20 protein-coding genes are annotated in these 24636 nt (G+C 58.5%); 7 read left to right on the top strand and 13 right to left on the bottom strand.

The genetic code is table 11. The annotated features are described in order from the left end of the window. The first annotated feature begins 19 nt into the window (after positions 1-19). A complete protein-coding gene (locus AC04SH_RS28825; RefSeq protein WP_488577537.1) occupies positions 20-613 on the top strand; it encodes a biotin transporter BioY in 594 nt (197 codons plus the stop codon). Between the two features lie 52 nt (positions 614-665). On the opposite strand, the gene AC04SH_RS28830 is transcribed toward AC04SH_RS28825, so the two are convergent. The 3 genes from AC04SH_RS28830 to AC04SH_RS28840 all read right to left on the bottom strand — a co-directional run bounded on the left by AC04SH_RS28830 (position 666) and on the right by AC04SH_RS28840 (position 4248). Next, positions 666-1607, bottom strand: coding sequence for a UDP-glucuronic acid decarboxylase family protein (locus AC04SH_RS28830; RefSeq protein ID WP_488577538.1), 942 nt, complete (start codon positions 1605-1607; stop codon positions 666-668). A 401-nt stretch (positions 1608-2008) separates the two neighbouring features. Beyond that, a complete protein-coding gene (locus AC04SH_RS28835; RefSeq protein ID WP_488577596.1) occupies positions 2009-3127 on the bottom strand; it encodes a glycosyltransferase in 1119 nt (372 codons plus the stop codon). Further along, a complete protein-coding gene (locus AC04SH_RS28840; protein ID WP_488577539.1) occupies positions 3124-4248 on the bottom strand; it encodes a glycosyltransferase family 4 protein in 1125 nt (374 codons plus the stop codon). Before AC04SH_RS28840 ends, AC04SH_RS28835 begins: the two co-directional genes overlap by 4 nt. Before the next feature lie 182 nt (positions 4249-4430). On the opposite strand from AC04SH_RS28840, the gene AC04SH_RS28845 reads away from it, so the two are divergent. The 5 genes from AC04SH_RS28845 (at position 4431) to AC04SH_RS28865 (ending at position 10050) form a co-directional block, all read left to right on the top strand. Continuing rightward, positions 4431-5450 carry a glycosyltransferase family 2 protein gene (locus AC04SH_RS28845; RefSeq protein ID WP_488577540.1) on the top strand — a complete coding sequence of 340 codons (1020 nt, stop codon included), beginning with the start codon at positions 4431-4433 and terminating at the stop codon, positions 5448-5450. Between the two features lie 4 nt (positions 5451-5454). Beyond that, on the top strand, positions 5455-6096 hold the full coding sequence (locus AC04SH_RS28850) for a class I SAM-dependent methyltransferase (protein ID WP_488577541.1): 642 nt from the start codon (positions 5455-5457) through the stop codon (positions 6094-6096). Then, positions 6072-6971: a hypothetical protein gene (locus AC04SH_RS28855; protein WP_488577542.1), complete on the top strand. Its 900-nt coding sequence runs from the start codon at positions 6072-6074 to the stop codon at positions 6969-6971. Before AC04SH_RS28850 ends, AC04SH_RS28855 begins: the two co-directional genes overlap by 25 nt. 59 nt (positions 6972-7030) lie before the next feature. Next, positions 7031-8920 carry an acyltransferase family protein gene (locus tag AC04SH_RS28860; protein WP_488577543.1) on the top strand — a complete coding sequence of 630 codons (1890 nt, stop codon included), beginning with the start codon at positions 7031-7033 and terminating at the stop codon, positions 8918-8920. A 116-nt stretch (positions 8921-9036) separates the two neighbouring features. Beyond that, on the top strand, positions 9037-10050 hold the full coding sequence (locus AC04SH_RS28865) for a class I SAM-dependent methyltransferase (protein ID WP_488577544.1): 1014 nt from the start codon (positions 9037-9039) through the stop codon (positions 10048-10050). 89 nt (positions 10051-10139) lie between these two features. Here AC04SH_RS28865 and AC04SH_RS28870 read toward each other — a convergent pair whose 3' ends face one another. Continuing rightward, entirely contained in the window at positions 10140-11705 is a 1566-nt protein-coding gene (locus AC04SH_RS28870; protein WP_488577545.1) for a hypothetical protein, read from the bottom strand. 38 nt (positions 11706-11743) lie between these two features. Here AC04SH_RS28870 and AC04SH_RS28875 point away from each other — a divergent pair, with 38 nt between their 5' ends. After that, positions 11744-11971: a hypothetical protein gene (locus AC04SH_RS28875; RefSeq protein WP_488577546.1), complete on the top strand. Its 228-nt coding sequence runs from the start codon at positions 11744-11746 to the stop codon at positions 11969-11971. 22 nt (positions 11972-11993) lie between these two features. Here AC04SH_RS28875 and AC04SH_RS28880 read toward each other — a convergent pair whose 3' ends face one another. The 9 genes from AC04SH_RS28880 to AC04SH_RS28920 all read right to left on the bottom strand — a co-directional run bounded on the left by AC04SH_RS28880 (position 11994) and on the right by AC04SH_RS28920 (position 24182). After that, positions 11994-13064, bottom strand: coding sequence for an SAM-dependent methyltransferase (locus tag AC04SH_RS28880; RefSeq protein WP_488577547.1), 1071 nt, complete (start codon positions 13062-13064; stop codon positions 11994-11996). Between the two features lie 42 nt (positions 13065-13106). After that, entirely contained in the window at positions 13107-15977 is a 2871-nt protein-coding gene (locus tag AC04SH_RS28885; RefSeq protein ID WP_488577548.1) for a glycosyltransferase family 4 protein, read from the bottom strand. Beyond that, positions 15974-17242 (bottom strand): class I SAM-dependent methyltransferase, encoded by a 1269-nt coding sequence (locus AC04SH_RS28890; protein ID WP_488577549.1) that lies wholly within the window; start codon positions 17240-17242, stop codon positions 15974-15976. Before AC04SH_RS28890 ends, AC04SH_RS28885 begins: the two co-directional genes overlap by 4 nt. Beyond that, positions 17239-18465, bottom strand: a complete 1227-nt coding sequence (locus AC04SH_RS28895) for an ABC transporter ATP-binding protein (RefSeq protein WP_488577550.1) — start codon at positions 18463-18465, stop codon at positions 17239-17241. The genes AC04SH_RS28890 and AC04SH_RS28895 overlap by 4 nt, the downstream gene beginning before the upstream one ends. Before the next feature lie 2 nt (positions 18466-18467). Next, entirely contained in the window at positions 18468-19253 is a 786-nt protein-coding gene (locus AC04SH_RS28900) for an ABC transporter permease (RefSeq protein ID WP_488553121.1), read from the bottom strand. 32 nt (positions 19254-19285) lie between these two features. After that, positions 19286-20242 carry a GDP-mannose 4,6-dehydratase gene (locus AC04SH_RS28905; RefSeq protein ID WP_488577551.1) on the bottom strand — a complete coding sequence of 319 codons (957 nt, stop codon included), beginning with the start codon at positions 20240-20242 and terminating at the stop codon, positions 19286-19288. Positions 20243-20268: 26 nt separating this feature from the next. After that, positions 20269-21255 (bottom strand): GDP-mannose 4,6-dehydratase, encoded by a 987-nt coding sequence (gene gmd, locus AC04SH_RS28910; RefSeq protein WP_488577552.1) that lies wholly within the window; start codon positions 21253-21255, stop codon positions 20269-20271. A gap of 87 nt (positions 21256-21342) precedes the next feature. Further along, positions 21343-22758 (bottom strand): mannose-1-phosphate guanylyltransferase/mannose-6-phosphate isomerase, encoded by a 1416-nt coding sequence (locus AC04SH_RS28915; RefSeq protein ID WP_488577553.1) that lies wholly within the window; start codon positions 22756-22758, stop codon positions 21343-21345. Beyond that, positions 22755-24182 carry a phosphomannomutase gene (locus AC04SH_RS28920; protein ID WP_488577554.1) on the bottom strand — a complete coding sequence of 476 codons (1428 nt, stop codon included), beginning with the start codon at positions 24180-24182 and terminating at the stop codon, positions 22755-22757. Before AC04SH_RS28920 ends, AC04SH_RS28915 begins: the two co-directional genes overlap by 4 nt. Positions 24183-24636: the final 454 nt, after the last annotated feature.

The raw sequence follows: 24636 nt of genomic DNA on the forward strand, positions 1-24636 counted from the left end.
ATCCGGATTGGGGAAGACCATGGCACTTGCAACGACGATGCGCCCGCTTGTTTCTCTCGCTTTGCCTCAGGAGGGGGCGCTGCGCCTTGCAACCCAGCTTTTGCTGGCGATCGCCGGAACGCTGCTTTTGACCCTGTCGGCCAAGACGAAAGTCGTGCTCGGGCCGGTCGACATTTCGATGCAGACGCTGGCCGTGTTGCTGATCGCCACCGCATTTGGCCTGCGGCTTGGCGTCGCTACCTTGCTTCTCTACATGGCCGAAGGCGCCATGGGCTTCCCGGTCTTCCAGAGCACGCCTGAAAAGGGCATCGGCATCGCCTATATGCTCGGCGGCACCGGTGGTTATCTCGCCGGCTTCGTCGTCATGGCGGCCATTGTCGGCTGGGCCGCCGATCGCGGCTGGGACCGCAACCCGATCAAGCTGTTCAACGCCATGCTGGTCGCCGAAATCGTCATGATGGCCATGGGCTTTGCCTGGCTGGCCACCCTCATCGGCTTGGAAAAGTCGTGGCAGTTCGGCGTCCTGCCGTTCATCGTCGGCGACCTGATCAAGGTTGCGCTCGCCGCCAGCCTGGTGCCGGCGGTATGGTCGCTGCTGCCGAAGCAACCCTGAAACCTGACAACAGAATGAGCCGGCGGGTCCAAGGCCCGCCGGCTTTTTGTTGTCACGCGTCCACCAGCCGGTGGCGGAAATAGGCGACGGTTTCCTTCAACCCGTCTTCGAGGCCGACTTTCGGCTCCCAGCCCAGCGATTTTCTTGCTAGCGAAATGTCCGGGCATCGCTGCCTGGGGTCATCCTGCGGCAACGGCCTGAATTCCAGCCTGGAGCGGCGGCCGACGATGCCGAGCACGAGTTCGGCAAGTTCCAGCATCGTCGATTCGATGGGATTGCCGACATTGACCGGACCGGTGAACTCTGCCGGCGTTCCCATCAACAGCACCATGGCTTCGGTGAGGTCGTCGACATAGCAGAAGCTGCGTGTCTGGCTGCCCGTGCCGTAGATCGTCAGCGGCTCGCCCCTTATGGCCTGGACGATGAAATTGCTGACCACGCGCCCGTCATCGGGGTGCATGCGCGGACCGTAGGTGTTGAAGATGCGCATCACCTTGATCTCGAGCTGGACCTGGCGCCAATAATCGAAGAACAGCGTCTCGGCGCAGCGCTTGCCTTCGTCGTAACAGCTGCGGATGCCGACCGGGTTCACCCGCCCCCAATAATCTTCCGGCTGCGGATGGATGTCGGGGTCGCCATAAACTTCCGAAGTCGACGCCTGCAGGATTTTCGCTCCGCGGCGGGTGGCGAGATCGAGCATGTTGATCGCGCCAATCACGCTGGTCCTTGTCGTCTGGATCGGGTCGCGCTGGTAATGAATGGGCGCTGCCGGGCAAGCGAGATTGTAGATGCCGTCGACGTCGGCATCGAACGGCAGCGTGACGTCGTGACGCATCAGTTCAAACAGCGGATTTTGGGAGAGGTGGCGGACATTGTCCAATGATCCGGTCAGGAAATTGTCGGTGGCGACGACATGGTGCCCGAGGCCGACAAGTCGGTCGCACAAATGCGATCCGAGAAAGCCGGCGCCACCGGTCACGAGCAATCTGGCCATGGTATTCCCTTCCCGGGTGCTGGCAGAATGACGAAATTGCACCGAGACGCCGTCTGTCGCTGTGTAACACTGGACAGCTATTTGCCCAATCGCGATACCCCGGTTGTCTGCGCTTCCAAGAGAAGTCCTGTCGCGACCAGACGGAGCTTTGCGAACGCCCTAAGACGCGTCGCGTTGAAACGGATTCAGGCGACGCGCTTTAAGTCTTTGTTTGTATGCATGTCGTTGCCCTAAAACCGGGGCCACTTTTGGGGCGACATGCGTTAGCGGCGGTGGTCGGCATGTCGAAGTATGCAAGTTGATGCCCCCCTTGCCGGAGGCTCTGGAACACAGGCATCTAATCCGATGATGGCGACCATGCGGGACTGGTTCACCGGCTCCTGCAGAAGCAAGGCTGCCTTTCAGCGTCGGTTGCTGTCGAGACGATGATAGAGCTCGACGTAAGACTTCCCCATTCTGTCGGCGGTAAAAAGACGAGCGTACCGATCACGCGCGGCTTTCCCCCATTTCTCCGCTTCGGCCGGCGAGGCGATCAGCCGGTTGATCGCCTCGGCAAGACGGTCCGGATCCGAAGGCGGAACGATCAGCCCGGTCTTGCCGGCTTCGTTCACATAGCTTGTGCCCGTTCCGAGTTCGCACGAAATCATCGGCTTGCCGCACATCGCTGCCTCTACCAGCGAAAGCCCGTAGGCCTCCGACCGTTGGTTCGAAGGGAAAACGAACCCGAGGCAGTTGTGGAGCAGCGCCATCTTGCGCGGCTCGGTCACCTCGCCAAGAAAGATCACATTGTCACGGCGCAGTGTCTCGGCCTGGAGCTTGAGTTGCCGTTCAATCGGCCCGGATCCGGCGATGACAATCTTACATCGCACCTGGTCGGCAGCCTGGATCAGGATATCCAGTCCCTTGTAGTAGCGCAGGACACCGACGAACAGCACGAACGGTTCCGTGATCATCGCTCGGCACCAGTCGTTGTCGGCTTCGGTTGGCGCAGGATAGGCGTCTTCCTCGATGCCAATGGGAATGACTTTCGACTTTGCCTTGAATGCCCTGAGAACCGGGCTCGATTCCAGATAGTCCGGCGATGTCGCCACGATCGCATCGACATCCCCGAGGAAGCGCGTCATCAGCGGTCGGTAAAAGGGCAGGATGAGCTTCTGCTTGACGATGTCGGAATGATAGGTGACGAGCGTCGGCTTGCCGTGACCGGAATGAAAATGGACTAAGTCCATGAGCGGCCATGGAAAATGACAATGGATCAGGTCGGCTGTCTTCGCTAGCGCGGCGAATTTCCGGAAAACGTCGCGTGAGAATCCGGTCGACGCTATCTCGAAATCCAGTTTGGCTTTTCGGGCCACATGTCCGTCAAAGTCTTGCGTGGCCTCGTCGGGAGTTCGGCTCAGCGACAGCACTTCCGTTTCGATGCCATGGCGGGCCGTGCTCTGGGCGATGGCGTGGATCGTCCGCTCCACGCCGCCGAAGGAATCTGGCCAATAGGTCTTGAAGAAGTGCAGGACTTTCAAGCGGAGGTCTTTCGTCTTTGCCCGATGGCCTGCTCGAAGATGTCGAGCATGCCCTTGGCGTGGTTTTCCCAGGTGAAACGCGCCGCGTTGCCGCGTGCGCCGGCCGCGATCTTCTGGCGCAATTGCGCATCGACGCAAAGCTGATCGAACGCGTCGGCAATCGCCTCGGGGTCGCCCGGGTCGACAAGCATGGCGCTATCGCCCGCGACTTCCGGCATCGACGATGTGTTCGATGTCAGCACTGGCTTGCCGAAAGATTGCGCCTCGACGATCGGAAAGCCGAAACCTTCATAGAGCGACGGCATCGCCAGGAACAGGCAGTTGGAGTAGAGCGTGGCAAGCATCGCGTCGTCGACGAAGCCGGTGAAGACGACATTGTTCTCGAGCCTGCCAAGCCGCACCTCGTCGACCAGGCTGGTCTGCTTCCAGCCGCTGCCGCCGACCATGACCAGATCGCAATGCAGCCGCGTGCTTGCCGGCAACAGGCCATAGGCCTTTATCAGATTGCGCAGGTTCTTTCTGGGCTCGAGCGTGCCGACGAAAAGCGCGTAGGGCCGGGTTATGCCGAGCGGCTCCAGGCTTGAAAAACCGCCCGGAGCGGGCAGGGGGGACGTGCCGGGGGCGATCGTTCTGACCGGCGATCGCAACCACGGAAACTCTGTCTTCACTGCGATTGCCGTGGCACTCGAATCCGCCACCACGATATCGGCTTTTCGCAATGCGGGCTTCATCAACAGGCGCTCGCCCAGCCAGGTCCGGGTGCGCATGGTTTCCGGCGCGTGCAGCCAGACAAGATCGTGGATTGTGACCACCCGCGCGATCCGATCGTCCAGAATGAGGGGCAGGCGATGGGAGGGACCCCACAAAACCTCCACTTCGTCGCGCGCGGCCCAGGAAGGCAGCACGGCTTGTCCCCACAGCGCGCGCGCAGGCAGCGGCTTGAAGCTGCCCGTTCGCAAGGCTACGTCGCGCGGGAGCTCATAGTTGGCGTTGATCTCAGCGGGAGCGTAGACACGCACCTCGGCGCCGAGCGCCGAAAGTGCTTTGATCGACTTGTGGACGAACCTGCCGATCCCGTCGGTGGCTGATCCCAGGTTCCTGCCGTCGATACCGATTTTCAATCTTTTCTCCGGAAATGAACTGAACGAAGGATTCCGGACACTTGCACCGGTAAGGGAAGCGCGCTCCGTCCGCAGCGTGTTGCGAGACTAGCCCTGACATAGACCTCGCCAATTCGATACACGAAACTAGAAAGGCAGTCTCGCGTGGGGAAACCGCTTGCGCCTCAGCCGGATGATGGTAGATGCACGGTTATCCCAACCTTCCATTCGAGAGCGAACTTCTGCCAAAACTGATTATCCAGATTCCTTGCTATAACGAAGCCGAAACACTGGCGATAGCGCTAAGCGATCTGCCGCGGACCGTCACAGGTTTCGACAGCGTGGAATGGCTGGTCATCGACGACGGCAGCAGCGACGAAACCGTCAGGGTCGCCGAGGAAAACGGCGTAGATCATATCGTACGCCATACAAGCAATCGCGGTCTTGCCTACGCCTTCATGACCGGCATCGAAACCTGCCTCGCACGAGGCGCCGATGTCATCGTCAACACCGATGCCGACAACCAGTATCATGCCGGTGACCTTCCGGCCCTCACCAGGCCGGTCCTGGAGGGGCGCGCGGACATGGTTATCGGCGCCCGGCCGATATCGGAGATTGAGCACTTCTCGCTGGTGAAGAAGCTGTTGCAGAAGATTGGCAGTTGGGTGGTTCGCGTCAGCAGCGGCACTGATGTGCAGGACGCACCAAGCGGATTTCGCGCGATCTCGCGCAACGCGGCCCAGCGCCTGATCGTGTTCAACAACTACACCTACACGCTCGAAACCATCATCCAGGCCGGCCGCAAGAACATGCGCGTGGTCTCGGTGCCGATCCGCGTCAACGGTGATTTGCGGCCATCGAGGCTGGTCAAGAGCATTCCTTCCTACCTCAAGCGCTCGATCTTCACCATCGTGCGCATCTTCGTCATCTACCAGCCGGCACGGTTCTTCGGCATGGTGGCGGCGGTCCTGTTCGGCCTCGGCTTTCTGATAGGCCTGCGCTTCCTCTATTTTTATCTCACCGGGACTGGCGGCGGTCACATACAGTCGGTGATCCTGGCCGGCGTGCTGATGACGATGGGCTTTCAGTCGCTCCTCGTTGCCTTCCTGGCCGACGTGATAGCGGCCAACCGCAAGCTGCTCGAAGACATCCGCTATACGCAGCGTACGCAGGGGGAGGCTGGCAGTACCGCTTCCGTCCGGCCAGGCAGGAAAACGGGATAGGTCGATGAAAGTAGCCGGCGGCCAAGCAGAGGACGGTATTGTCATAGGCAACACCTATGACAAATACGGCACGCGAAACCCGATCGCCCGCCGGATGGTCGCAGGCTTCGACGGCGCGTTGTCCGACCTTGTGGCAAAGGTGAGCCCCTCCAGCATCCACGAGGTCGGATGTGGAGAGGGCTATTGGGTCATGCGTTGGCTTGGCGAGGACATCGATGCGCGCGGCACTGATTTTTCCACGCAGATTATCGGCATGGCAAAGGAGAACGCCCGCGGGCGCGGCATGGATCCCGGACGTTTCGAGGTGCGCAGCATTTATGAAGTGACGCCGGAACGCGATAGCGCCGATCTCATTGTCTGTTGCGAGGTGATGGAGCATCTCGAGGAGCCGGAAAAGGCGCTGGAGGGACTGCAGCGCATTGTACGTGCAGATCTCATTTTGAGCGTACCCCGAGAACCGCTTTGGCGTGTGCTCAACCTGGCGCGCGGGAAGTATGTTTCGGCGCTGGGAAACACGCCGGGTCATCTGCAGCACTGGTCCCAGCGCGGCATCGTCTCGCTGGCATCGCAGTTCTTCGATGTGACGGAGATCCGGTCGCCGCTGCCGTGGACCATGCTGCATTGCAAGTCGAAGAAGGGGCGCTGACGATGGCGCTCGGCCCGAGCGCCAGGACCTGGCTCAATCGGAGCGGAGCCCTGCTGGGATTGGCGAGCGTCGTTTTCGTGGGGATCAGGCTCCACAGCTACGCCGGCGAGATCGATTTTCATCAGGTTGGGGCTGGCGGCTTTGCCGCAATAGCCGCCTTGGCCGCCCTGTACGGAGTCTCTAACCTGCTGCTGGTTCTCGGCTGGCAGCGGCTCCTGCATCATCTTGGTGTGCCGGTCTCTCGGTCTTGGGCGATCCACGCCTATGCAGTTTCGCAACTTGCCAAATATGTCCCCGGCAATATTTTCCAGTTCGCGGGGCGGCAAGCCATTGGCGTGGCGGCGGGCATCGGCAATGGGCCGCTAGCCAAATCGACTGCTTATGAACTCGCCATCCTCATCGTTGGTGGAGCTCTCTTTTCACCGCTTCTGTTGTCGCTGATCGTGGCCGGCACTCCGGACTGGCTCGGCTGGATTTCTTTCGCTGCGATAGTGGCGGTCGCGCTTTGGTTGGCCGCCATTAGAGGCGCGGACTTCGCCACGGCCGCTATTTCCTATCTCGCTTTTCTGGCATTTTCCGGTCTGGTTTTTGCGGCTGCTTATGATCTCGCTGGCGGTTCCGGCGATTTTGCACTCTATCCCGCAATCGCCGGCGCTTATGTGCTGGCGTGGCTCGTTGGACTCATAACCCCAGGCGCACCAGCAGGAATTGGCGTCAGGGAAGCGGTTCTGCTCTTTCTGCTCGCAGGGTTCAGTTCCGGCCCCATCATTCTTCTGGCGGTGGTGATCGGGCGGACGATCACCGTCCTGGGCGATCTTCTCTTTTTTGCTGGCGGGCAGATCGCCGGTCGGTGGTTGCGCCGCCGGGATCGATAAGGCCACCATGGCGGGCCAATCGTCTTGATTCTGCAGATGATGTCGTGCTTAGACGTACCATGAATACATCCGAATATCGGCCAGACATTGACGGGCTTCGCACAGTCGCGGTGCTGTCCGTAATTTTGTTTCATATTGACGTTTGGCCGTTCAAAGGCGGTTTTGTTGGTGTCGATGTATTCTTCGTAATCAGTGGTTATCTGATCACGAGAATCGTTGCTGAGAGCGAAAGAATCGGGAGGTTGTCATACCTCGACTTTTACGCCAGACGCGCGAGGAGACTGCTGCCGGCACTTCTGGCAACCATCGTCGTCACGTTTGTCATCGGAACCGCGTTGCTTCTACCCGAGGACTTGTCTCGGCTTTCAGGGTCGACGGTCGCGGCGATGGTGGCGGGCACCAACATCTTTTACTGGAACGAAAGCGGTTATTTCGATGTCGGATCGACGTTGAAGCCGCTCCTGCACACTTGGTCGCTGGCCGTCGAAATTCAATTCTATCTCGTCTGGCCGGCGTTCATTGTCTTTCTGGCTAAGCGAAAGATGATGTCGGTTGGGATATCGGCTGCGGCGGCTGGGAGTTTTGTGGCCTGTATCTATGTGATGACCGTCGCGCCAACCATGGCGTTCTATTTCACCCCGTTCCGCGTATTCGAATTTGCCATCGGTGGCTTGGTCACCGTTGCCCCTCGGATCAAATCCAAATTGCTGACGGAGAGCGCCTACGCTGTCGGGCTTGCGGCGGTTCTTTGGTGCGTCGTCAGCTACACCAACCTGACGCCCTTCCCGGGCTGGACGGCACTTCTACCCTGTGCCGGCACAGCCCTGGCGATCTACGCAGGAAATGCCCATTGGTCTGTTTTGCTGCGCGCCAAGCCTTTCGTCTGGATCGGGCGCATCAGCTATTCGCTATATCTCGTGCATTGGCCGCTGATCGTGTTCGCCCGATATGACGCGCAAAAGCCGATTACAGGATCGGAACAAATCGCCCTTATCGCATGCACTTTCGGCCTCGCCATTCTGTCTTTCTACATAATCGAGGCCCCGTTCCGAAAGAAAACGCGCCGAGCGTCGTATGTGGTCGCAGCCATGGTCGCCGCGATCATCTCCTTGACCGCAGGCCAGAGCTGGGCGACCGGCTGGCCGTGGCGATTTTCAGAAAGCACACTCGCTCTCTATACACCTGATCAAACTGCCCTTGCGAAATATGTATGGGCGAACCACGTGCAGAGATCGATTGCCGAGGACTTCAAATCCTCAAAGGTACGGGTTCTGATCGTCGGAGACTCCCAAGCAGCGGATCTTACAAACATATTTGTTGAGGCCGGCGAAGAGCGCACGGCAGAGATCATCACCAGAACCGTGTACACCGAATGCGGGATCCCGTATCTCCCACCAAAGGCCGCAAAGCAGTTTGTGACGGCAACGAACTTCATGACGATGAAAGACAAATCGTTCGTTGCGCCGTGCTTGTCCCTGCAGGAGCGGCTTATCGCTTCCAAGGCTCTCGCGTCGGCGGATTATGTGGTGATCGGCTACTTCTGGCGTGATTTCGCCCTGCCTTACGTTGACAGCATGATCGCCGCGATCAAGCAGCGCACACACGCAAGAATCGTGATTGTAGGCGCCAAGGCGTTCTCTTCCACCCCTGCACAAATGGCGCGTCAGAATGGCGGCCTTTTCGGTTTGGAGCAGTATGCCTATGCGCATCGTGACCAGAAGGCCATGCAGGCTAACGACTACCTGAAGAGCAGAGGCGAGTCGTTCCTAGACCTCATGCGGGTCGTCTGTCCTCGCAACGGCTTCTGCAACGTCGTATCGAGTGCGGGCAAGCCCCTTTATTTCGAGGTTACCCACTTGACCCAGGAAGGGGCTCGATTCATGTCTAAACCCACGACAAGCGCTTTTTATCAATCGATCGGCAAGAGCACGACCATTGCGCAGCCATAGTGTTGCGCCCGATCGCCCGCCACGTGTTGCCACTTCGTTTGCAGTTAAGAAAAGACCGCTCAATGTCGGCCTGCGATTTTGTTGTGCTAGGCGTTTGCGCCATTTAGGGAGAAGACATGCTCAAAGCCGCTGCGCTCAAAATACCGCAGATCAAGCGGCTGTGGCAGGATCGCGCCGCTCTTTTGGCGCAACGCGATGCCCTGCTCAGCGAAAATCAGCAGTTGCGGGCGTCCGCGGCGCCGGGATCGGGCAGTGTGTTCTTCCATTACAACTGCAGCTTCGATGCGATCGGCACTCTGAACAGCCACGCGCGAATCGACCTGCAGGCGCATCCGTCCTACGTCACGAACTTTCTCGGCGTCAGAGTTTCCCCCAGGTTTTTCCCGGGTATTCTCGACGACAGGGCCGGCACCGTCGAACCGATACCGATCCCCGCCAACTGGCATGCAGACATTGCTGAGTGGGCAGCCGCACTCAGGGCCGTTGACCTGGCCTCGGGACGCTTCCGCGCGGTGGAGCTCGGCTGTGGCTGGGGGTGCTGGTTGAACAACACCGGCGTCGCCGCACGCAATAGGGGCCTCGCGGTTGAATTGATCGGCATCGAGGGCGACAGCGAGCATGTCGCCTATGCCCACGAGGCGATGGTAGCCAACGGCTTTTCTGACGACGAGTTCCGTATCATCCATGGTGTTGCGGCGCCCGAAAAAGGCGTGGCTCTCTTTCCGGTAGTCGACAATGCCGGCGCATCCTGGGGCTCGGAGCCAATCCTGAATGCGACCGCAGCACAGATCAGGGAAGCTTCAGCGTCAGGGCAGTATCAGCAGCTTGGCGCCTTCCCGCTGTCGGAGATCGTCAAGGGCGAGCCAGTTGATCTCCTTCACATTGATATCCAAGGCGGTGAGGCAGACTTCGTCGAAGCCGCTATCGGCGACCTCAATAAATTCGTCCGCTACATTGTGATCGGTACCCATTCACGCCCGATCGAGGGACGGATCATGAGCATCCTGTTGAATGAAGGCTGGAAACTCGAGATGGAGCGGCCGGCAATCATTCGGTTGATCGACGGGCGCCCACAGATCTCGGTTGATGGCGTCCAGGGCTGGCGGAACGCTTCCCGTTCTAGACAGTAGCAAATCCTGCGCAGGCCGGTAAATCGAGATGGGTGGACAAGATGGCGGGAGCGGCAAGGAGCCCGAGTGCCACCGCGAGAAATCGCTAGCTATTGGTGCCCATTTTCAATTGTCCCGCCGAGGTGTTTGTCTCTTGCCAGCCGCGAAATTCCGGTCGTGGTAGAGATGGCGACAATCCGATATCCGCCGGCGCACTGCGGTTTTTTGTAACGGTAGCTGTCAAGATCGACAACTTCGCTGATGAATGTCTCCCCGCCGTTCACGCATTGCGCCTGCAGGTAAGCGAGGCTGTCAAACGGGATGATGATCTCACCGCCGGCAGCGTCTCGATAGGTGACATCAACGGCACACGATTCCCCGACGCAGGTTTCCGCAGCATCCATCGACGCGATATGCGTGCTCTCGATGCGCGGGAACCCAAGAGTCCAAGGCATGACTTGCAGGCCAACAATCGAGATGGCGAAGACACCGCCGACAAGCCAGTTTTTCTCCCATCTGGTGAGATAGTCGCGGCCGGTTAGGATCAGGACGCAGACCATGAGAAAGATGGTTGAGGTGAATATTTCTCGCGAAAACCCGTACTTCAGTTGGTCCGCACCACCCATGATGTAGCTGGCATAGCCGACCGGAACGGCGATCGCAGACCCTAGACCGATCAATATGACCCTGTCGGTAAATACGTTCCCTATGAGGGCCGGACGCCTGACAAGCAGGAGAAGCCCGACGACAACCGTCGCGACATAGAATGGTACCTGCAAGGCGAATGGCATGCGCCAATTGCTCAGGGTGGGGTCATCCTGAACAACGAGCATCGTGGCCTTTTGATAGTCGACCTCTCTGCAGACGGAATAAAAGCACGGATCGGCGAACATCTGAACGAGCTTGATGGGTAGATCGTCAAGCCGGATGTTTGACCCTCCGGCGCTTTCGTGATCCATCCCCCCGGCGTATTGATGATAGAAATTGAACTGGCCAAGCACGAAGAAATGCGCGGCGTATCCAGCAACGAACGCGCCGGCGAAAGCAGCAACCAAATCCCACTTGATGCGGCGGCTGATCGCGACATCGATCAGAAAGGCAACGATGAGAAACGCGGCAATCACGTAGGTATCGAACAGTCTGGTTGTCGCCATGATACCGAGGCAGATACCCGCAAGCGCCGCCGTTCGCCATGATTGCTCTAGAGACATCGCGATCAGGAATACCACCGCCGGCAGGCCGTAGACGAAATGCGACCACGGGATTGATGACATGAAGATATACGGCGTCGAAAGCACAAAGGCGGCGAACGTGAGCCCGACGAGGACATTCCTCCTGTAGTCATGCGAGAGAGCCATTGCCGCAGGGACGGCAATCGCCAATGCGACGCACAGCCGGTTGAGCAGAACAAAGGCTCCGATTGAATCGAGGCCAAACAGTCTTTTCAGCACCGCGACAGCGGCAATATAGCTCGGACCCATGTATTCGAAATCGAGGGCCGTTCGTGCGTCTCCGCTACCGACCGTGTCCATGATGCGCATATAGAACGACTGATCAGCCCAACCGTTCATGGCCTCATAGGTCTGTTTGAAGTGCGGGAAAAGAAGGATGACCAAAGCCAGTGCCAACGCGATGATTACCCTGTGACCAAATCCAATTGGGCTGTCATCTTGCATCGCCACCGGCCCCGTTACTTCCCGAGCCTCCCATTGTCATGAAAGACCAGCTAGCGCAACGGCAGGCGCGATGTCTAATCGCCGACCTCGGTGAGCATATCAGTGCCAACTTCAAAGAACTTTTGATTGCCGTTTCACAGGATGGTGTCGGCGTCAGGACCATTGCTGCCAAGACGTTCTGCGCAACGACCAACGAGGTCAATGTCAACGAATGCGCCGCTGTACTCTCGCACAAGGTGGGACACTGGCCTTCGCCGCCTAGCTAATCCGAAGAGCACGTTCTATTGTTCAGCCCGGTTTGCGGGCGATCATTATCCAGCCGATCGAGCTCGGCTCTTCCGCGAAATGCTCAACCTCGAAACCGCATCGCTTCACGCATTTTGAGATGAAATCGGCGCTCCATCCGCTTTCGAACCAGCCGAACTTGCGGATGCAATAGATCGAAAGCGGGTCGGTGCGAATGCCCCAGTGGTTCCAGATATCGTTGACCGGTTCGCCCGCCAGCATGAGCTTGCCGCCGGCCTTCAGCCTGCTGTGGACGAGCGACAGCGTCTCCCACGGTTTTATGGCGTGATGGAGGCTCTCGTAGTAAAGAACGGCGTCATACAACCCGTCACCGGGGATCTTCTCGAATGTGCCTTGAATCGCGTCGACCTTGTGGCCGATCCGCTTCGCCCTGGCATTCACCAGTTCGACAAAGCGCGGATTGATGTCGAGACCGGTGACTTCAAGACCACAGAAGGCCATCAGTTCGCAACTCGTGCCCCAGCCGCAACCCATGTCCAGAACATGATCGCCGATCTGTAGCCCTGAGTATTGGATGGCGCGCGCCACTCGCCCGGTGTGCAACGCTACCGCCGTTGGCAGTTGATGAGTGTACGGATTCGCGCCGGCAATGTGGTCCGCCATTGCGAAGTCAGTTAGCTCGTTTATATCCTGGTCGACATCGCGCCGCGCGATCTCCCGATAGACAGCAATCTGCTGCGCGGTGTATCCCTCCCCAAACGGATCCAGCTTCTCGTTCACCTTGGTGTCGGGGATGTATTGCAGGCCACGCCAGAACTGCTCGACCTGCGGAGAGCTTGGCGGTCCGAGGCTGTCCGAGAAAGCGATGAAGGAATCGAGATTGTCCGGTGTAATTGCCTTCCCGTGCCCCCACTTCGACGGCAGCGCGGGCGAGGCTAGGTTTCGGGCCAAGCCGCCGTTTTTCGTTTGATATTCAGGCGATTGCCTGATGCTCGCGCGAAACGATTCGACGTTCTCGTGCGTCGCTTGGTGCGCAGAAATCACCTCATCCGATTCAGGCAGGCGGTCGAGGAGTTCCTTGTAGCCCGCAATGACATCGCTACGTGAGATCATGCGTTTCTGCTCCCTATTCAGCCAGCCCATGAAACCAACCGGCTATAAGGCCACGCGAAGGGGGCTTCCGAACCAACGGACACCCTCTTGGACAAGTTCGATGTCGACGAACGCGCCGCCGCGCTCTTTCAATGACACGGGTACGTTAAGGGCCATATAGTGCGTATCACCTGGCACCAGCACGAACGGAATGCGAGCGCGCGCGTTGTCGTACTGGAAGCGCTCGCCCGCAGCGTCGACCGCATAGTAGCCCAATGTAACTCCCAAATGTCCGTCAGTCGGGCCGAGACTCGACCAAACTGTCCCGGAGAGGTTGGTCACGCTGACAACGATCTGCCAAGCGGCGCCGTCATCTGTTCTGTGAGGGCCTTCCACAAGTTCGAGGCGATGGGTGCACTGCTCCTCCTCGAGGACGGCCGTCATCCGCGTGTCGCCAAGGTCGGTCTGCGGTGTGAAAGGCCTGGGGGATTGCGGTTCGTAGACCTTGTACCAGTTCTGCCCGGCGACGACGTTTTCAAGCTGTGCCGCGCTTTCGGACCAGGTCGGCCACGACGTATTGCGGATCTCGGCAGGAATGCGCTTCAGGAAAGTCTTGACCGCCGTGGCCAGCGCGACAGGGGAACCGACCTCGAAGAAATGCGCCTCGGCCGCACCCTTGCCCACCTCGCGGAACACCGGAATGTCGCTGGCAAGCACTGGCTTGCCGAAATGGCCTGCCTCGACGATGGGCAAGCCGAAACCTTCGGCAAAGGAGGCCGCAATCAAGGCGTCGCACTCCTTGTACAGGGCGCCCAACTCGCTATCGCCAACCTTCTCGTGCAAATGCAGACGCTTGCCAAATTCCCCATGGCGCCGAATGCGGTCGGCAAGATGCGAGATGCCCCATCCAATTTTTCCAACGATAACCAACTCGATATCGACGCCGTCGGCCCACAATGCCTCGAAGGCATCCAGCGCAACGCGGTGGCCCTTGCGGGGTTCTAGCGTTCCGACCATCAGGAAATAAGGACGCGCCGCGCTCTTGCTTCGTCGAACCGGCTTGGAAGCGGACGGCTCGGTCGCGAAATCAGCGCCGAGCTGCCAGTAGCCGACCTTCATGCGGCGCGGAAACCCGATGCCGGCGAGCAGATCCAGCAATTCGTCGGCAACTGCGCGCGAGATGCAGACGATGCCGGTGGAATAGACAAGCGCGGTTTGAAACCACGCACTGAAAATGGGCGGCATGCCCTCATGGCAAAAGGCGGCCGAACGCAGGGGAACCGTGTCGTAAAGGCAGGATATGACGTCGCCGCCTTTGAGCAAGACCGGGCGAAGAAATGCCGGATGGAGGGTGTGAAAAGGCCAGGAACTGTCGAGCATCAAAACCGTATCGCCGGCCTGCGGCCGGAGTCGGTTCGACGACTGCTTCGAAGGCGGCCGTCCCGTCCACTCCCTTGCAAAGTACCAGCCGGATGCGTCGTCGCAAAACGAGATGTACTTGCCCTCGTCGCTTGAGCGCTGCGGGAACATGTTTTCGCAGATACGTCGGACCACGCGTTGAATGCCGGTCCTGTGGTCGTCTATTAATGTTGCGCTTGCGTCCACCAGCAGGCGCGGCCTCGTGGCTTCAGGCTCGGCGAGGGCCATCAAGGTCGACACGTCTTCCTCTTCATTTCTCTTGATGGTGCCAAGCGCATCGACCAGGTCGAGCCGTGGCGCAGTCGTGTGGCGGTCGAGTCCGTGCAGGCCCTGGACCAGACGGTCTGCTACGTTTCGCCAAGTGAACGTGTCAATTCTTTCCCGCGCGAGTTCTTTCAGCCTTTGCGCATCGAGCTTGTCTGCCGCTACCGTTTCGATTTTCTCCGCAAGGTCCGAAGGTGACGTGGGGTCAAAGAGCAGTGCTCCATCTCCGACAACTTCTGGAAGCGCGCCCGCTCTGGCCGCGATTGCAGGTGTTCCGCAGGCAATTGCTTCCAGTGCAGTCAGCCCGAAGCCTTCCATGAAGGATGGTTGGATCAGTGCAAGCGCCCCTTTGTAGAGACGAACCAACGTTTTGTCGTCGACCGCGCCTGCGAATACGATTCGGTCAGCGGGCAAACCATGAGATTGCCAAATGTTGGAGTATTCAACCTTTTCACGGGCGTTAATCTCCCCGGCGATGACGAACTTTAAATTATCTTGCAATGATTTAGGAATTTTTCGAAACGCTTCCGGTATTACTTCAAGGTTCTTTCGCCAGTCCAGGCCACCGACGTATAGAATATATCTACCATCGATTGAATTCTTATCTACACCATCGTCGATAAGTTGAACAAAACTTTCAGATATGCCGGCGCCAATGCATATCCCTGTCTCTGATCCAGAGAACAATCGAAATTCCTGAGAGGAGAAATCTGAAATGGTGAACACCAGATCAAAATTCTTGTAGCTAGAAAGACGCCGATAGTAATACTCCCGTTGACGGGGGTCTATAATGTATTTGTTAGGAAACCTGAACGGGATCGCATCATAGAACATGGCTGCGGTCCTAACCGACGCCAATGAGCCGCCGAGGTATGGAACTGCAGGGTCGACGGCGCCTTCGAACGGACTCGCAGACAGGGCGATGTCTGGACTGAGTTGATTGACGTGATGGACGAGGGCCAATTCGCTGCGGCTGCGCCATGCCGTGTGGCCGTAGTCGGCTTCACCGCCTTCGACTTTACCATGCCAGACGTGAATGCGGTCCGGTGACACGATGCCGGAAAGCAGCGATCGCGCAGCAATTGTGGCCTCAGGCATCGCGGCATTAAGCGAAACCGAGAGCTCGATGCCGCTTTCGTGGGTCGAAAGGGCGCGGAGCAAATCCAGTATGTAACGCCCAATTCCGCGCTTTCGGCTATGCGTCTGCAGGCATTGGCCGTCAACCCAGAGTCTTAATGGCTGCGAGGTCATGCCGACTTTCCAGCCTTGAGGCGTTTGCGCCATGCGCTAAGGACAACGGGGTCCGGATCGAGCTTCCAGCGCGTATCGATAGCGACCAAATCGCTGCTTGCTCGTGCGAAACCTAGAAGACGGCGTTCGAGCGGTGGCGCGAACCGTACTGCGCGTTGGACAAATGCCGCGGCGCGAGGCCTTCGGCGCAACCACAGCAACCCATGCTGCATCACAAGCTTGGCATTTGACCACCGTATGATGGCCAGGGTCACGAACTTTGCGCCCCGAAGGGGGGCTGTGACTCTCCATGAGGTCGAATTCTGAAAAGCGTCTGTCAGCGCCGTAACGCTTTCCAGTTGCCGGGCGAGAGAAGTCACCGTGTCCTGAAGCGCAATATTTCCCGTTCGCATCAACTCTGCCTGGGCGGCTAGTTTGTCGGTCAGTTGTTGGAGCTGATCCGCAGTGGAGGACATATTTGCCTTGACCGCTTCCGATATGCCAACGATCTCGTCATCGGCGGAACGGAGCCACTCTTTTATTTTTCTCGTGTCAGTAGGGATCGGTTGTGACGCTGCTTGGACAAAGGCGGCAAGCGAGCCGGGCTCTTCCGCAGGTTGTTTGTCGTGTTTCTTGGCCAGACAGGCATAATCGCGCGCTACTTCGAACATGAGATGAATGCTACGCTCAATCGGCCCTGCTTCGATCATTGGCGCGCCGTTCAGCCTCAGGATTGCTGTTTCCCCGAAACCGGCCTCTCCCACCAGGAATTCAAGCAAATTTGGTGGCAAAGGGCTTTTGTGTGTCGGATCCAGATGGAAAGTATGCGTGCCGACCGAGATATTCTCCGGATTGGGCGTCTCGAGGATCAGCAGCCCGTCGTCGACTAGCACTCTGTTACATTCTTCCAGTAGTTCGATCAGGTAATCCGTCGGCACATGCTCGACCATGTGGAAGGCCGAAATCACGGCCACACTGCCGGTCGGCTGCCCTCCGAGATATTCGAGCGCGTCGTGCAATACGATGTTGAGGCCACCCTCAATGGCTTCTTGCGCCATGCGCGCATTCGTATCCACGCCCGTCGCAGCCAGACCGGCTTCGCTGAGTATCTCCAGCCATTCGCCTCGCCCGCAGCCGAGATCGACCGCCGGGGTCGGGCCCTCAGCCTGCCGAGGAACTTGCGCTAGCAAGGGTTGGTAGATCTTGAGCCGGTCCTTGACGACCCCCCTCGAGCCGCGAAAGCGGTCCTCGAAGGCCTTATAGAGTTCGTCGAAAGTTTTCTTCATCGGACGATTTCGAATGCATGTTCGAGCCGGCTCGTCCCTATAAAGAATGGGCGGCCAGTATTGATGACGTCGAATACTTCCACGTTTTCAATCCAGTCGAAATTGTTGTCGATATGAACGTCTCCCGTGTGGAGCGACACGGAAAGGCCGTATGAGCCCTGGCCAAGAGCGCAGGAGAGTCGCAGGCGGCATTCGACCTTGTCCCCGGCCGAGAGGTTGGAGAGAACTTGGCCCGTATGCCAGGTGTTGGTTCCCCAGACGATATGGCCGGCGCGGTCCTTTAGCATGAAACCGATGACAAGCTCCGGAATATCCTCCTTCGCGACTATTCGGGCTCGAACCGTCATGCTTTGTCCTGAAACGGCGGTCTTGATCGGATCCCCGCTATCACTGTCGAGCAGCGCCACCGATTCAACCGCCACCGCCTTGGTCCCACTTCTGCTGTAGAGCCAATCATCTTTTTCCCGCCGTTGCTCAATTGTCAGCTTCGCGTTCTCCTTGGTCGCGATCAGGGCGTTGTAATAGTCGGCCACCTCGTCGGGCGGTCCGTCCTTCAACACATGGCCCTTATCCAGCAGGATCACCCTGTCGCACAATGATCTGACGTCGCCCATGCTATGAGTGACCAGAATGATCGACGTGCCTCCGGCCCTGAAACTGCGTATCCGGTCGAAGCTCTTGTGCTGGAAATAGCTGTCGCCAACCGAAAGCACCTCGTCGACAATCAGCACATCCGGCCGCTCGGCGGTGGCGAGCGCGAAGGCCAGCCGCGCCTGCATGCCGCTCGAATAGGTTCGCAGCGGTTGATCGAAGAACTCGCCGATCTCGGCGAAGTCCTCGATATGCGGCATCAGCTCGGCCAGACGCCCCTGTGAAAGGCCCATCAGCCCGCCGGCATGGAAGGCGTTCTGCCTTCCGGTGAACTCGGGGTTGAAGCCGAGCCCGAGCTCAAGGATGGCGCTGATACGGCCGCCGACATGCGCCGCACCTTCGGTCGGCCGCACCGTGCCGGTGATCAGCTTCAAAAGGGTGCTCTTTCCCGCGCCGTTCTGTCCGATGAGACCGAGCGCCTCTCCGGCCGCCAGTGAGAACGAGATATCCTTGACCGGCCAGAATTCCTCGGTTGGCTTGACCGGCGCGCCGAACCAGCCCGCAAATCTCTCGAGGCTGCTCGCATAGTTTGCATAGCGTTTCGACAGGTGACTGACGGAAAGCACGGTCATGGCTACAACACGTCAATGAGTTCGGGGCTTGCGCGACGAAAGAAAATCATCGCGAAGGTCACGCTCAGGAGCCCCAAGACCGCTGGCATGATCAAGCTTTCCGGATTCGGCCAGCGGTTGAACAACAGCGCATCCTGATACAGCGCCACCAACGGCGCAACCGGATTGAGACCGATCACAAAACTGTACTTCTCGGGCAGTACATTGGCCGGGTAGACAATTGGCGTCAGCCAGTACCAGAGCTGCAGCACGATCGTCATCACCTGCGCGATGTCGCGGATGAACACGTTCATCACCCCGAGGATGACGCCGAGACCGAAGCCGATCGCCGCAATCAGGACGATCCCGATCGGCAGCAGGATCAACGCGCGGCCCGGAATATGTCCCAGGAAGATGAAGATGATGAACAGGGCGACGAGCAGCAGCAGATGATTGATCAACGCCGTGCCCCCCACGATCACGGGCAGGCACAGACGCGGAAAGGCGATCTTCTTCATCACCGGTGCCTGCTCGATGAAGACCGTCATGCTGCGAGTGAGAATTTCGCTGAACAAATTCCACGCGGCCATGCCGGACAGAAGATAGATCGGATAGGCAGCTGGGCTGTCCGTATCCGGAAGCCGAGCCTTGAGAACTTCCGAAAGGACAATCGAGAAAATAAGCGCCTGCGCAAGTGGATGAAGGATGAACCAAAGGCCGCCCAAGCGTGAGCGTACGAAACGTCCCTTCAGTTCGCCTCTGATGGAGGAGATGATGAAATGGCGGTATTGCCATAGGCTTCGGAACATGTGCTCGGTCCTTGCGCCCTGCCGCGACAAAGTCAGCGGGCGTTACATAGCCGGTGCCAATATCCGAAAACGTCGGCGATTGTCTGCTCGAATGGCACCAAAGGCGTCCAATTCAGCTTGGCGCGTGCCTTTGACGCATCACCCCAGGCAACAGGGATGTCGTTCGGACGAAGTTTTTTAGGGTCGGCGCGGACTTCGATGTCGATGCCCGACTGCGCAATCAGCGCGTCCAGGATATCCCGGATCTTCCGCGGTTGTCCGGATGCCAAGTTGTAAACATGGTCCGGTTCGGCATCCAGGTCGAGAATCGCGGAACTCGCATACGCGCGCACCACGTCGCGAACATCCAGGAAATCGCGCTCGGCTTCAAGATTTCCTACCTGAATGATCGGTTCGCTTTTGCCGGACACGATCTCGGCGATCTGGCGTGCGAAGTTGGAGACCACGTAGGTATCGGACTGACCAGGGCCGGTGTGATTGAACGGGCGAAAGCGGACAGCGCGCAGACCGTCATATGCCATTTGCCCGATCATCAGGTCTGCGGCCGCCTTGGTGGCGCCGTAGACGTTCATCGGCCGAAGCGGCGCGCTTTCCGTCACCGGGCCGGCTACGTCGAGGAACGAAGCGCCATAGGCCTCCGAACTCCCAACGTAAACGAACCGTGCCTTCGGCGCGTGTCGCAGCACAGATTCGGCAAGATTCATCGTTCCCGTAACATTGACGTTCCAGGCGTGTCGTGGCGCGTTGCGTGCATCGGAAGGTGCGGCGACCGCTGCCAAATGGATAAGCGCAGTTGGCTGTACCTCGCGGACGGCGGTGCCAACCGCTTCCCGGTCCAGCAGGTCGATTGCGTTTTGTTGCTCTTTGCCATGACCAAGCGCGAACACCTTGCAGTCGCCATGGTCCCGTTCCAGCAGCTGCAACAGTGCCGAGCCGACGAACCCGCTTGCCCCGGTTATGAGGATGCGATGCGTGAACCTATCGACCATAACGCAAATGGGGCTTTCTGCTCAACTCAGCCTCTCGACGGGTTAGTATGGCGTTCGAGATCGGCATCCACCATTTCACGGATCATCTCTTCCAGCGAGATCGTCGCTTCCCAGCCCAGCTTTTGCTTTGCCTTCGCAGGATTGCCGAGCAGGATTTCGACTTCGGCCGGTCTGAACAACGCCGGATCGATGACAAGATAGTCATCAATCTCGAGTCCGACATGTTGGAAGGCGATCCGGCACATATCGCGCACCGTCGTCGTCCTGCCTGTCGCGATGACATAGTCATCCGGCTGGTCCTGTTGCAGCATCAGCCACATGGCGCGGACATAGTCCTTCGAGTGGCCCCAGTCGCGCTTCGCGTCGATGTTTCCGAGCCGCAATTCCTTGGACATGCCCTTCTTGATGCGTGCGACCGCGTCCGTGACTTTGCGGGTCACGAACTCGATGCCGCGAAGTGGTGATTCGTGATTGAACAAGATGCCGCTTGAGGCATGCAGGCCGAAGCTTTCGCGATAGTTGATCGTTATCCAGTGGCCATAGAGCTTCGCTACGGCATAGGGGGAGCGAGGATGAAAAGGCGTCGTCTCCGATTGCATTGGTTCCTGGATAAGGCCGTACATTTCGGACGACGAGGCTTGATAGAAGCGCGCCTCGGGGATTTCGAGGCGGAGCGCCTCGAGAACGTTGGTCACGCCTATTCCGGTGACGTTGCCCGTCAGGATCGGCTGCTGCCACGATGATTTGACGAAGGACTGGGCCGCAAGATTGTAGACTTCGTCCGGCCTTATGTCGCGCATGGTTCGAGCCAGGCCTGACAGATCCGTCAGGTTTCCGTCAACGATCCGGACGTCTTTCTCGATGCCAAGCCATTTCAGTCGCGTGGTGTTCACGTCTGCAGTGCTCGATCGCCTGGCCAGCCCGTGAACTTCATAGCCCTTGGAGAGCAGCAGCTCAGCCAGGTAGGCGCCGTCCTGCCCGGTGACGCCTGTTATCAGTGCTGTCTTTGTCATCAATTCTCTCGATTGTGTCTGATGATTGCTCCGCCCCAGCCCAGAATTGATGTTTGCTCGCCCCAGCCCTGCGAGCCAAATGAATTGTCAGGTGCGACCGTATACGTCGTCGAACCGCACGATGTCATCCTCGCCGAGATACTCGCCGCTTTGGACCTCGATCATCACCAAGCCGATATTGCCGGGGTTCTCCAGCCGATGCTTGTGGCCGCACGGGATATAGGTGGATTGATTGGTGGTCAGGAGCAATTCCTGGTCCCCGTTGACTATCTTCGCTGTGCCGCTGACCACGACCCAGTGCTCCGAACGATGATAGTGCATTTGCAGGCTCAAGCGCCCACCCGGCTTCACCTCGATGCGTTTGATCTTGAAGCGTTCGCCTTCCTCCAGGACCGTGTAAGTGCCCCACGGTCGGTGCACGGTGCTGTGAAGCAAATGCGCATCATGTCCGGAAGCCTTGAGGGACTCGAACAGCTTCTTGACGTCCTGGACGCGGTCGCGGGACGCCACGAGCAAGGCATCCGGGGAATCCACGATCACCAGGTCGCTGATGCCGACCGTGCCGATGACGCGCTTGCCCGAACTTATGTAGCTGCCGGTTGTGTCCACCATGCGAACGTCGCCGCGAATCCTGTTCCCGCTCTCATCGGCGGCGACCAGTTCGGCCATCGCGTTCCACGATCCGATGTCGTTCCAGTCCATGTCGCAGGGGACGACGGCCAGGTTTTGTGCCTTTTCCATCACCGCATGGTCGAGTGATATACGCGGAGCCAAAGCAAAATGTTCCGATGAGAGTTCGATGTTGGCAAAGCCTTCGCCATGGCTGACGCGACCGTTCTCGTAGCTGTCGAGAACGGCGTTGATCACTGCGGGGCAATGCGAAGCCATCTCGTCGAGCATTACCTGTGCTTTAAAACAGAAGATGCCGGCGTTCCAGAAGAAGCGCTTGGACGCGACATAGGACTTGGCTGTTTCGATGTCCGGTTTCTCAACGAATCGGACAACTTTTTCGCCGTCTGCCTCGATATAGCCGAATGCCGTGTCCGGCCGGGTCGGGTTTATGCCCAGGGTTGCGATACGTCCTTGCTTCGCATGTTCGATTGCCCTGGCCATGACGCTTAGAAATGCCGGCACGTTCCCGATCATGTGATCGGCGGGAAAGATGCACAGAATGGCGTCGGGACCTTGCGTTGCCTTGACGTGGATCGTGGCCGCTGCCACAGCGGCGGCAGTATCGCGCCCCTCTGGTTCAAGCAGAAAGGTGCGCGGCAGGATGACTGATTCCAGCTCGTCGAAATCGTCTTTCGTGAGGAAAAGGTGTTCCCTGGACGTCACGGTGACAAGCTCGACGACATCCGGGATCGAGGCAGCTCGCAACACAGTATGCTGTATGAGCGAATGTCCGTCCGTCACCTTGAGGAAGGGTTTGGGATGCGACTGCCGGGAGGCCGGCCATAGTCGCGAACCAGCTCCACCGCTGATGATGACCGGAACAACTTTCATCGAACGACCTCAGTGTCTGTGGACGCGGTTGCCCGCACCTTCTCCAGTGTCTGCGCTACGAGCGCTGTCGCCCTGTCGAAGTCCGCAGCCTCCGAATAACAGCGCAATTCCGGCGCATTTCCGGACGGCCGCAAGTGTATGATCTCGCCTGTATGCATCCGCGCCCTGATGCCGTCGGTTTCATCGACGTCGGCAACAGTGCCAAACGGAGCTAGAAACTGCTGGAGCGAATCCGAGCTCGCCAGGTGGCGCAGCAGTTTGCGCGAGCTCTCTAGGGGAAAGTTCTCAAGTCGTTCGCTTGCGCAGGATGGGAGCTTCCACATCTCGCGTAAGCGAGACAAGGGAGTTTTTGTCGATGCCACAGTGCCGAGCACTGCCAGAATCGGGAGGAGCGCGTCCCGTGTCGGCAGTGCCGTAAGCGTCTTGTCATTCAGCTGGCAATCCGATCCCAGGAGCACGCCGCCATTGGCCTCGAAGCCGACGACAATCTTGTCATCGTCGTATGCAGCTTCCATGCCGGCAATAACAAATGGCGATCCGACCTTTGTTCTTCTCACCTCCAAACCCAGGGCATTTGAAATGCCCGAATTGGAGGTCACCGGTGTCACGACAGTATCCGCGGTCACGAAAAGCGCCGTGGCGAGCCCGATCAGGTCCCCCCGAAACAGATCACCGTTCTCGTCAGCGACAAGGGGTCGGTCGGCATCGGCGTCCGTGGACACAATGGCGTCAAGCTTGAATTCGTGGGCCCAACCCTTCAGCTTCGCAAGCGTGGCCGCATCCACGGCTTCGGTATCGACTGGCACGAAGGTTTCAGTTTTTCCGACGGGAACGACGTTGGCCCCGAACGATTGAAGAACCTCTACCAGCAACTCCGCTGCGACCGAACTGTGCTGATAGACACCGACCTTCATGCCCGAAAGAGAGCCCGGCTCCAATATGCCATTGGCGCGGTCTCGATAGGACGCGACCGCTTCGTCATGACAAACCGGCCACGTTCCGCACGCGGGCGGCCATTGGTACACATTTGACCGTTCGGCGACATAGTTCGTGATCGCAGCCTCATCTGCTTTGTCGATCTCACCTTTCAGGCTGTAAAACTTGATGCCGTTGCGATCCGCGGGGATATGCGAGCCAGTCACCATGATGGCCGCGGCACAGTGTTTTTGGGCATATAGAGCGAGAGCCGGCGTAGGGAGGATGCCGCAATCCAAGGGCTGAAACCCGCTTGCGGCCAAGGCTGCCATGCAGTTGTCTGCAATTGTCTGACTGCTATCGCGTCGATCACGGCCAACGAAGACCTGGCCATTGGATTGGAATCCACTGGAAACCAAACGCTTAGCAAAAGCTTCAGTATAAAGGCCGGTTGGCTTTCCAACCAATTCCGAAGCCAAACCCCGAACACCGCTTGACCCGAATTTCATAATTCTGCTTTTGTTATTTTAAGTTCAGGCCGCTACTTATTGAAGTCAGCTCACCTGTCAACAGCAAAAATGGCTTCGAAATCCGCGTCTTTTCTAATATGCCAAGGAAATATCTCGTTGCCAGCAGCATTTTCGACGGCGCCCAGCGTCTCCTCTAGGTCTGCGGAGAAGCACTGGCAACGGCTTAGCGGGCGCTTCCGTATCATCCGCCTGAAGGCCTCCGTCGAGCCCCACAGCAAAGGCCGGCCTCATGATCGGTGAACGGCCATGAGAAGGCGGCTGCGCGGAAGGTCATCAGCCGTCCGGCCTTGCGCCCATCACCCGCGGGCTGCCAGTACTCCTGGATCGTTGATGGCTGCTCCTTTGGCATCGGACGGGATGCCAACAGAGCAGCCACCATTCGTCCGCTGTAAAAATGCGGCCACCGGCTCTATCCTGTGTTACCTTTTGCGGG

The sequence above is a fragment of the Mesorhizobium sp. CNPSo 4688 genome, from assembly GCF_057784295.1.

Coding starts and splice junctions, on each gene's coding strand:
- AC04SH_RS28920 (WP_488577554.1), bottom strand. CDS start 24,182: ATGAAATTCGGGTCAAGCGGTGTTCGGGGTTTGGCTTCGGAATTGGTT.
- AC04SH_RS28850 (WP_488577541.1), top strand. CDS start 5,455: ATGAAAGTAGCCGGCGGCCAAGCAGAGGACGGTATTGTCATAGGCAAC.
- AC04SH_RS28825 (WP_488577537.1), top strand. CDS start 20: ATGGCACTTGCAACGACGATGCGCCCGCTTGTTTCTCTCGCTTTGCCT.
- AC04SH_RS28895 (WP_488577550.1), bottom strand. CDS start 18,465: ATGACCGTGCTTTCCGTCAGTCACCTGTCGAAACGCTATGCAAACTAT.
- AC04SH_RS28865 (WP_488577544.1), top strand. CDS start 9,037: ATGCTCAAAGCCGCTGCGCTCAAAATACCGCAGATCAAGCGGCTGTGG.
- AC04SH_RS28830 (WP_488577538.1), bottom strand. CDS start 1,607: ATGGCCAGATTGCTCGTGACCGGTGGCGCCGGCTTTCTCGGATCGCAT.
- AC04SH_RS28870 (WP_488577545.1), bottom strand. CDS start 11,705: ATGCAAGATGACAGCCCAATTGGATTTGGTCACAGGGTAATCATCGCG.
- AC04SH_RS28885 (WP_488577548.1), bottom strand. CDS start 15,977: ATGACCTCGCAGCCATTAAGACTCTGGGTTGACGGCCAATGCCTGCAG.
- AC04SH_RS28875 (WP_488577546.1), top strand. CDS start 11,744: ATGAAAGACCAGCTAGCGCAACGGCAGGCGCGATGTCTAATCGCCGAC.
- AC04SH_RS28845 (WP_488577540.1), top strand. CDS start 4,431: ATGCACGGTTATCCCAACCTTCCATTCGAGAGCGAACTTCTGCCAAAA.
- AC04SH_RS28890 (WP_488577549.1), bottom strand. CDS start 17,242: ATGAAGAAAACTTTCGACGAACTCTATAAGGCCTTCGAGGACCGCTTT.
- AC04SH_RS28915 (WP_488577553.1), bottom strand. CDS start 22,758: ATGAAAGTTGTTCCGGTCATCATCAGCGGTGGAGCTGGTTCGCGACTA.
- AC04SH_RS28905 (WP_488577551.1), bottom strand. CDS start 20,242: ATGGTCGATAGGTTCACGCATCGCATCCTCATAACCGGGGCAAGCGGG.
- AC04SH_RS28900 (WP_488553121.1), bottom strand. CDS start 19,253: ATGTTCCGAAGCCTATGGCAATACCGCCATTTCATCATCTCCTCCATC.
- AC04SH_RS28860 (WP_488577543.1), top strand. CDS start 7,031: ATGAATACATCCGAATATCGGCCAGACATTGACGGGCTTCGCACAGTC.
- AC04SH_RS28880 (WP_488577547.1), bottom strand. CDS start 13,064: ATGATCTCACGTAGCGATGTCATTGCGGGCTACAAGGAACTCCTCGAC.
- gmd (WP_488577552.1), bottom strand. CDS start 21,255: ATGACAAAGACAGCACTGATAACAGGCGTCACCGGGCAGGACGGCGCC.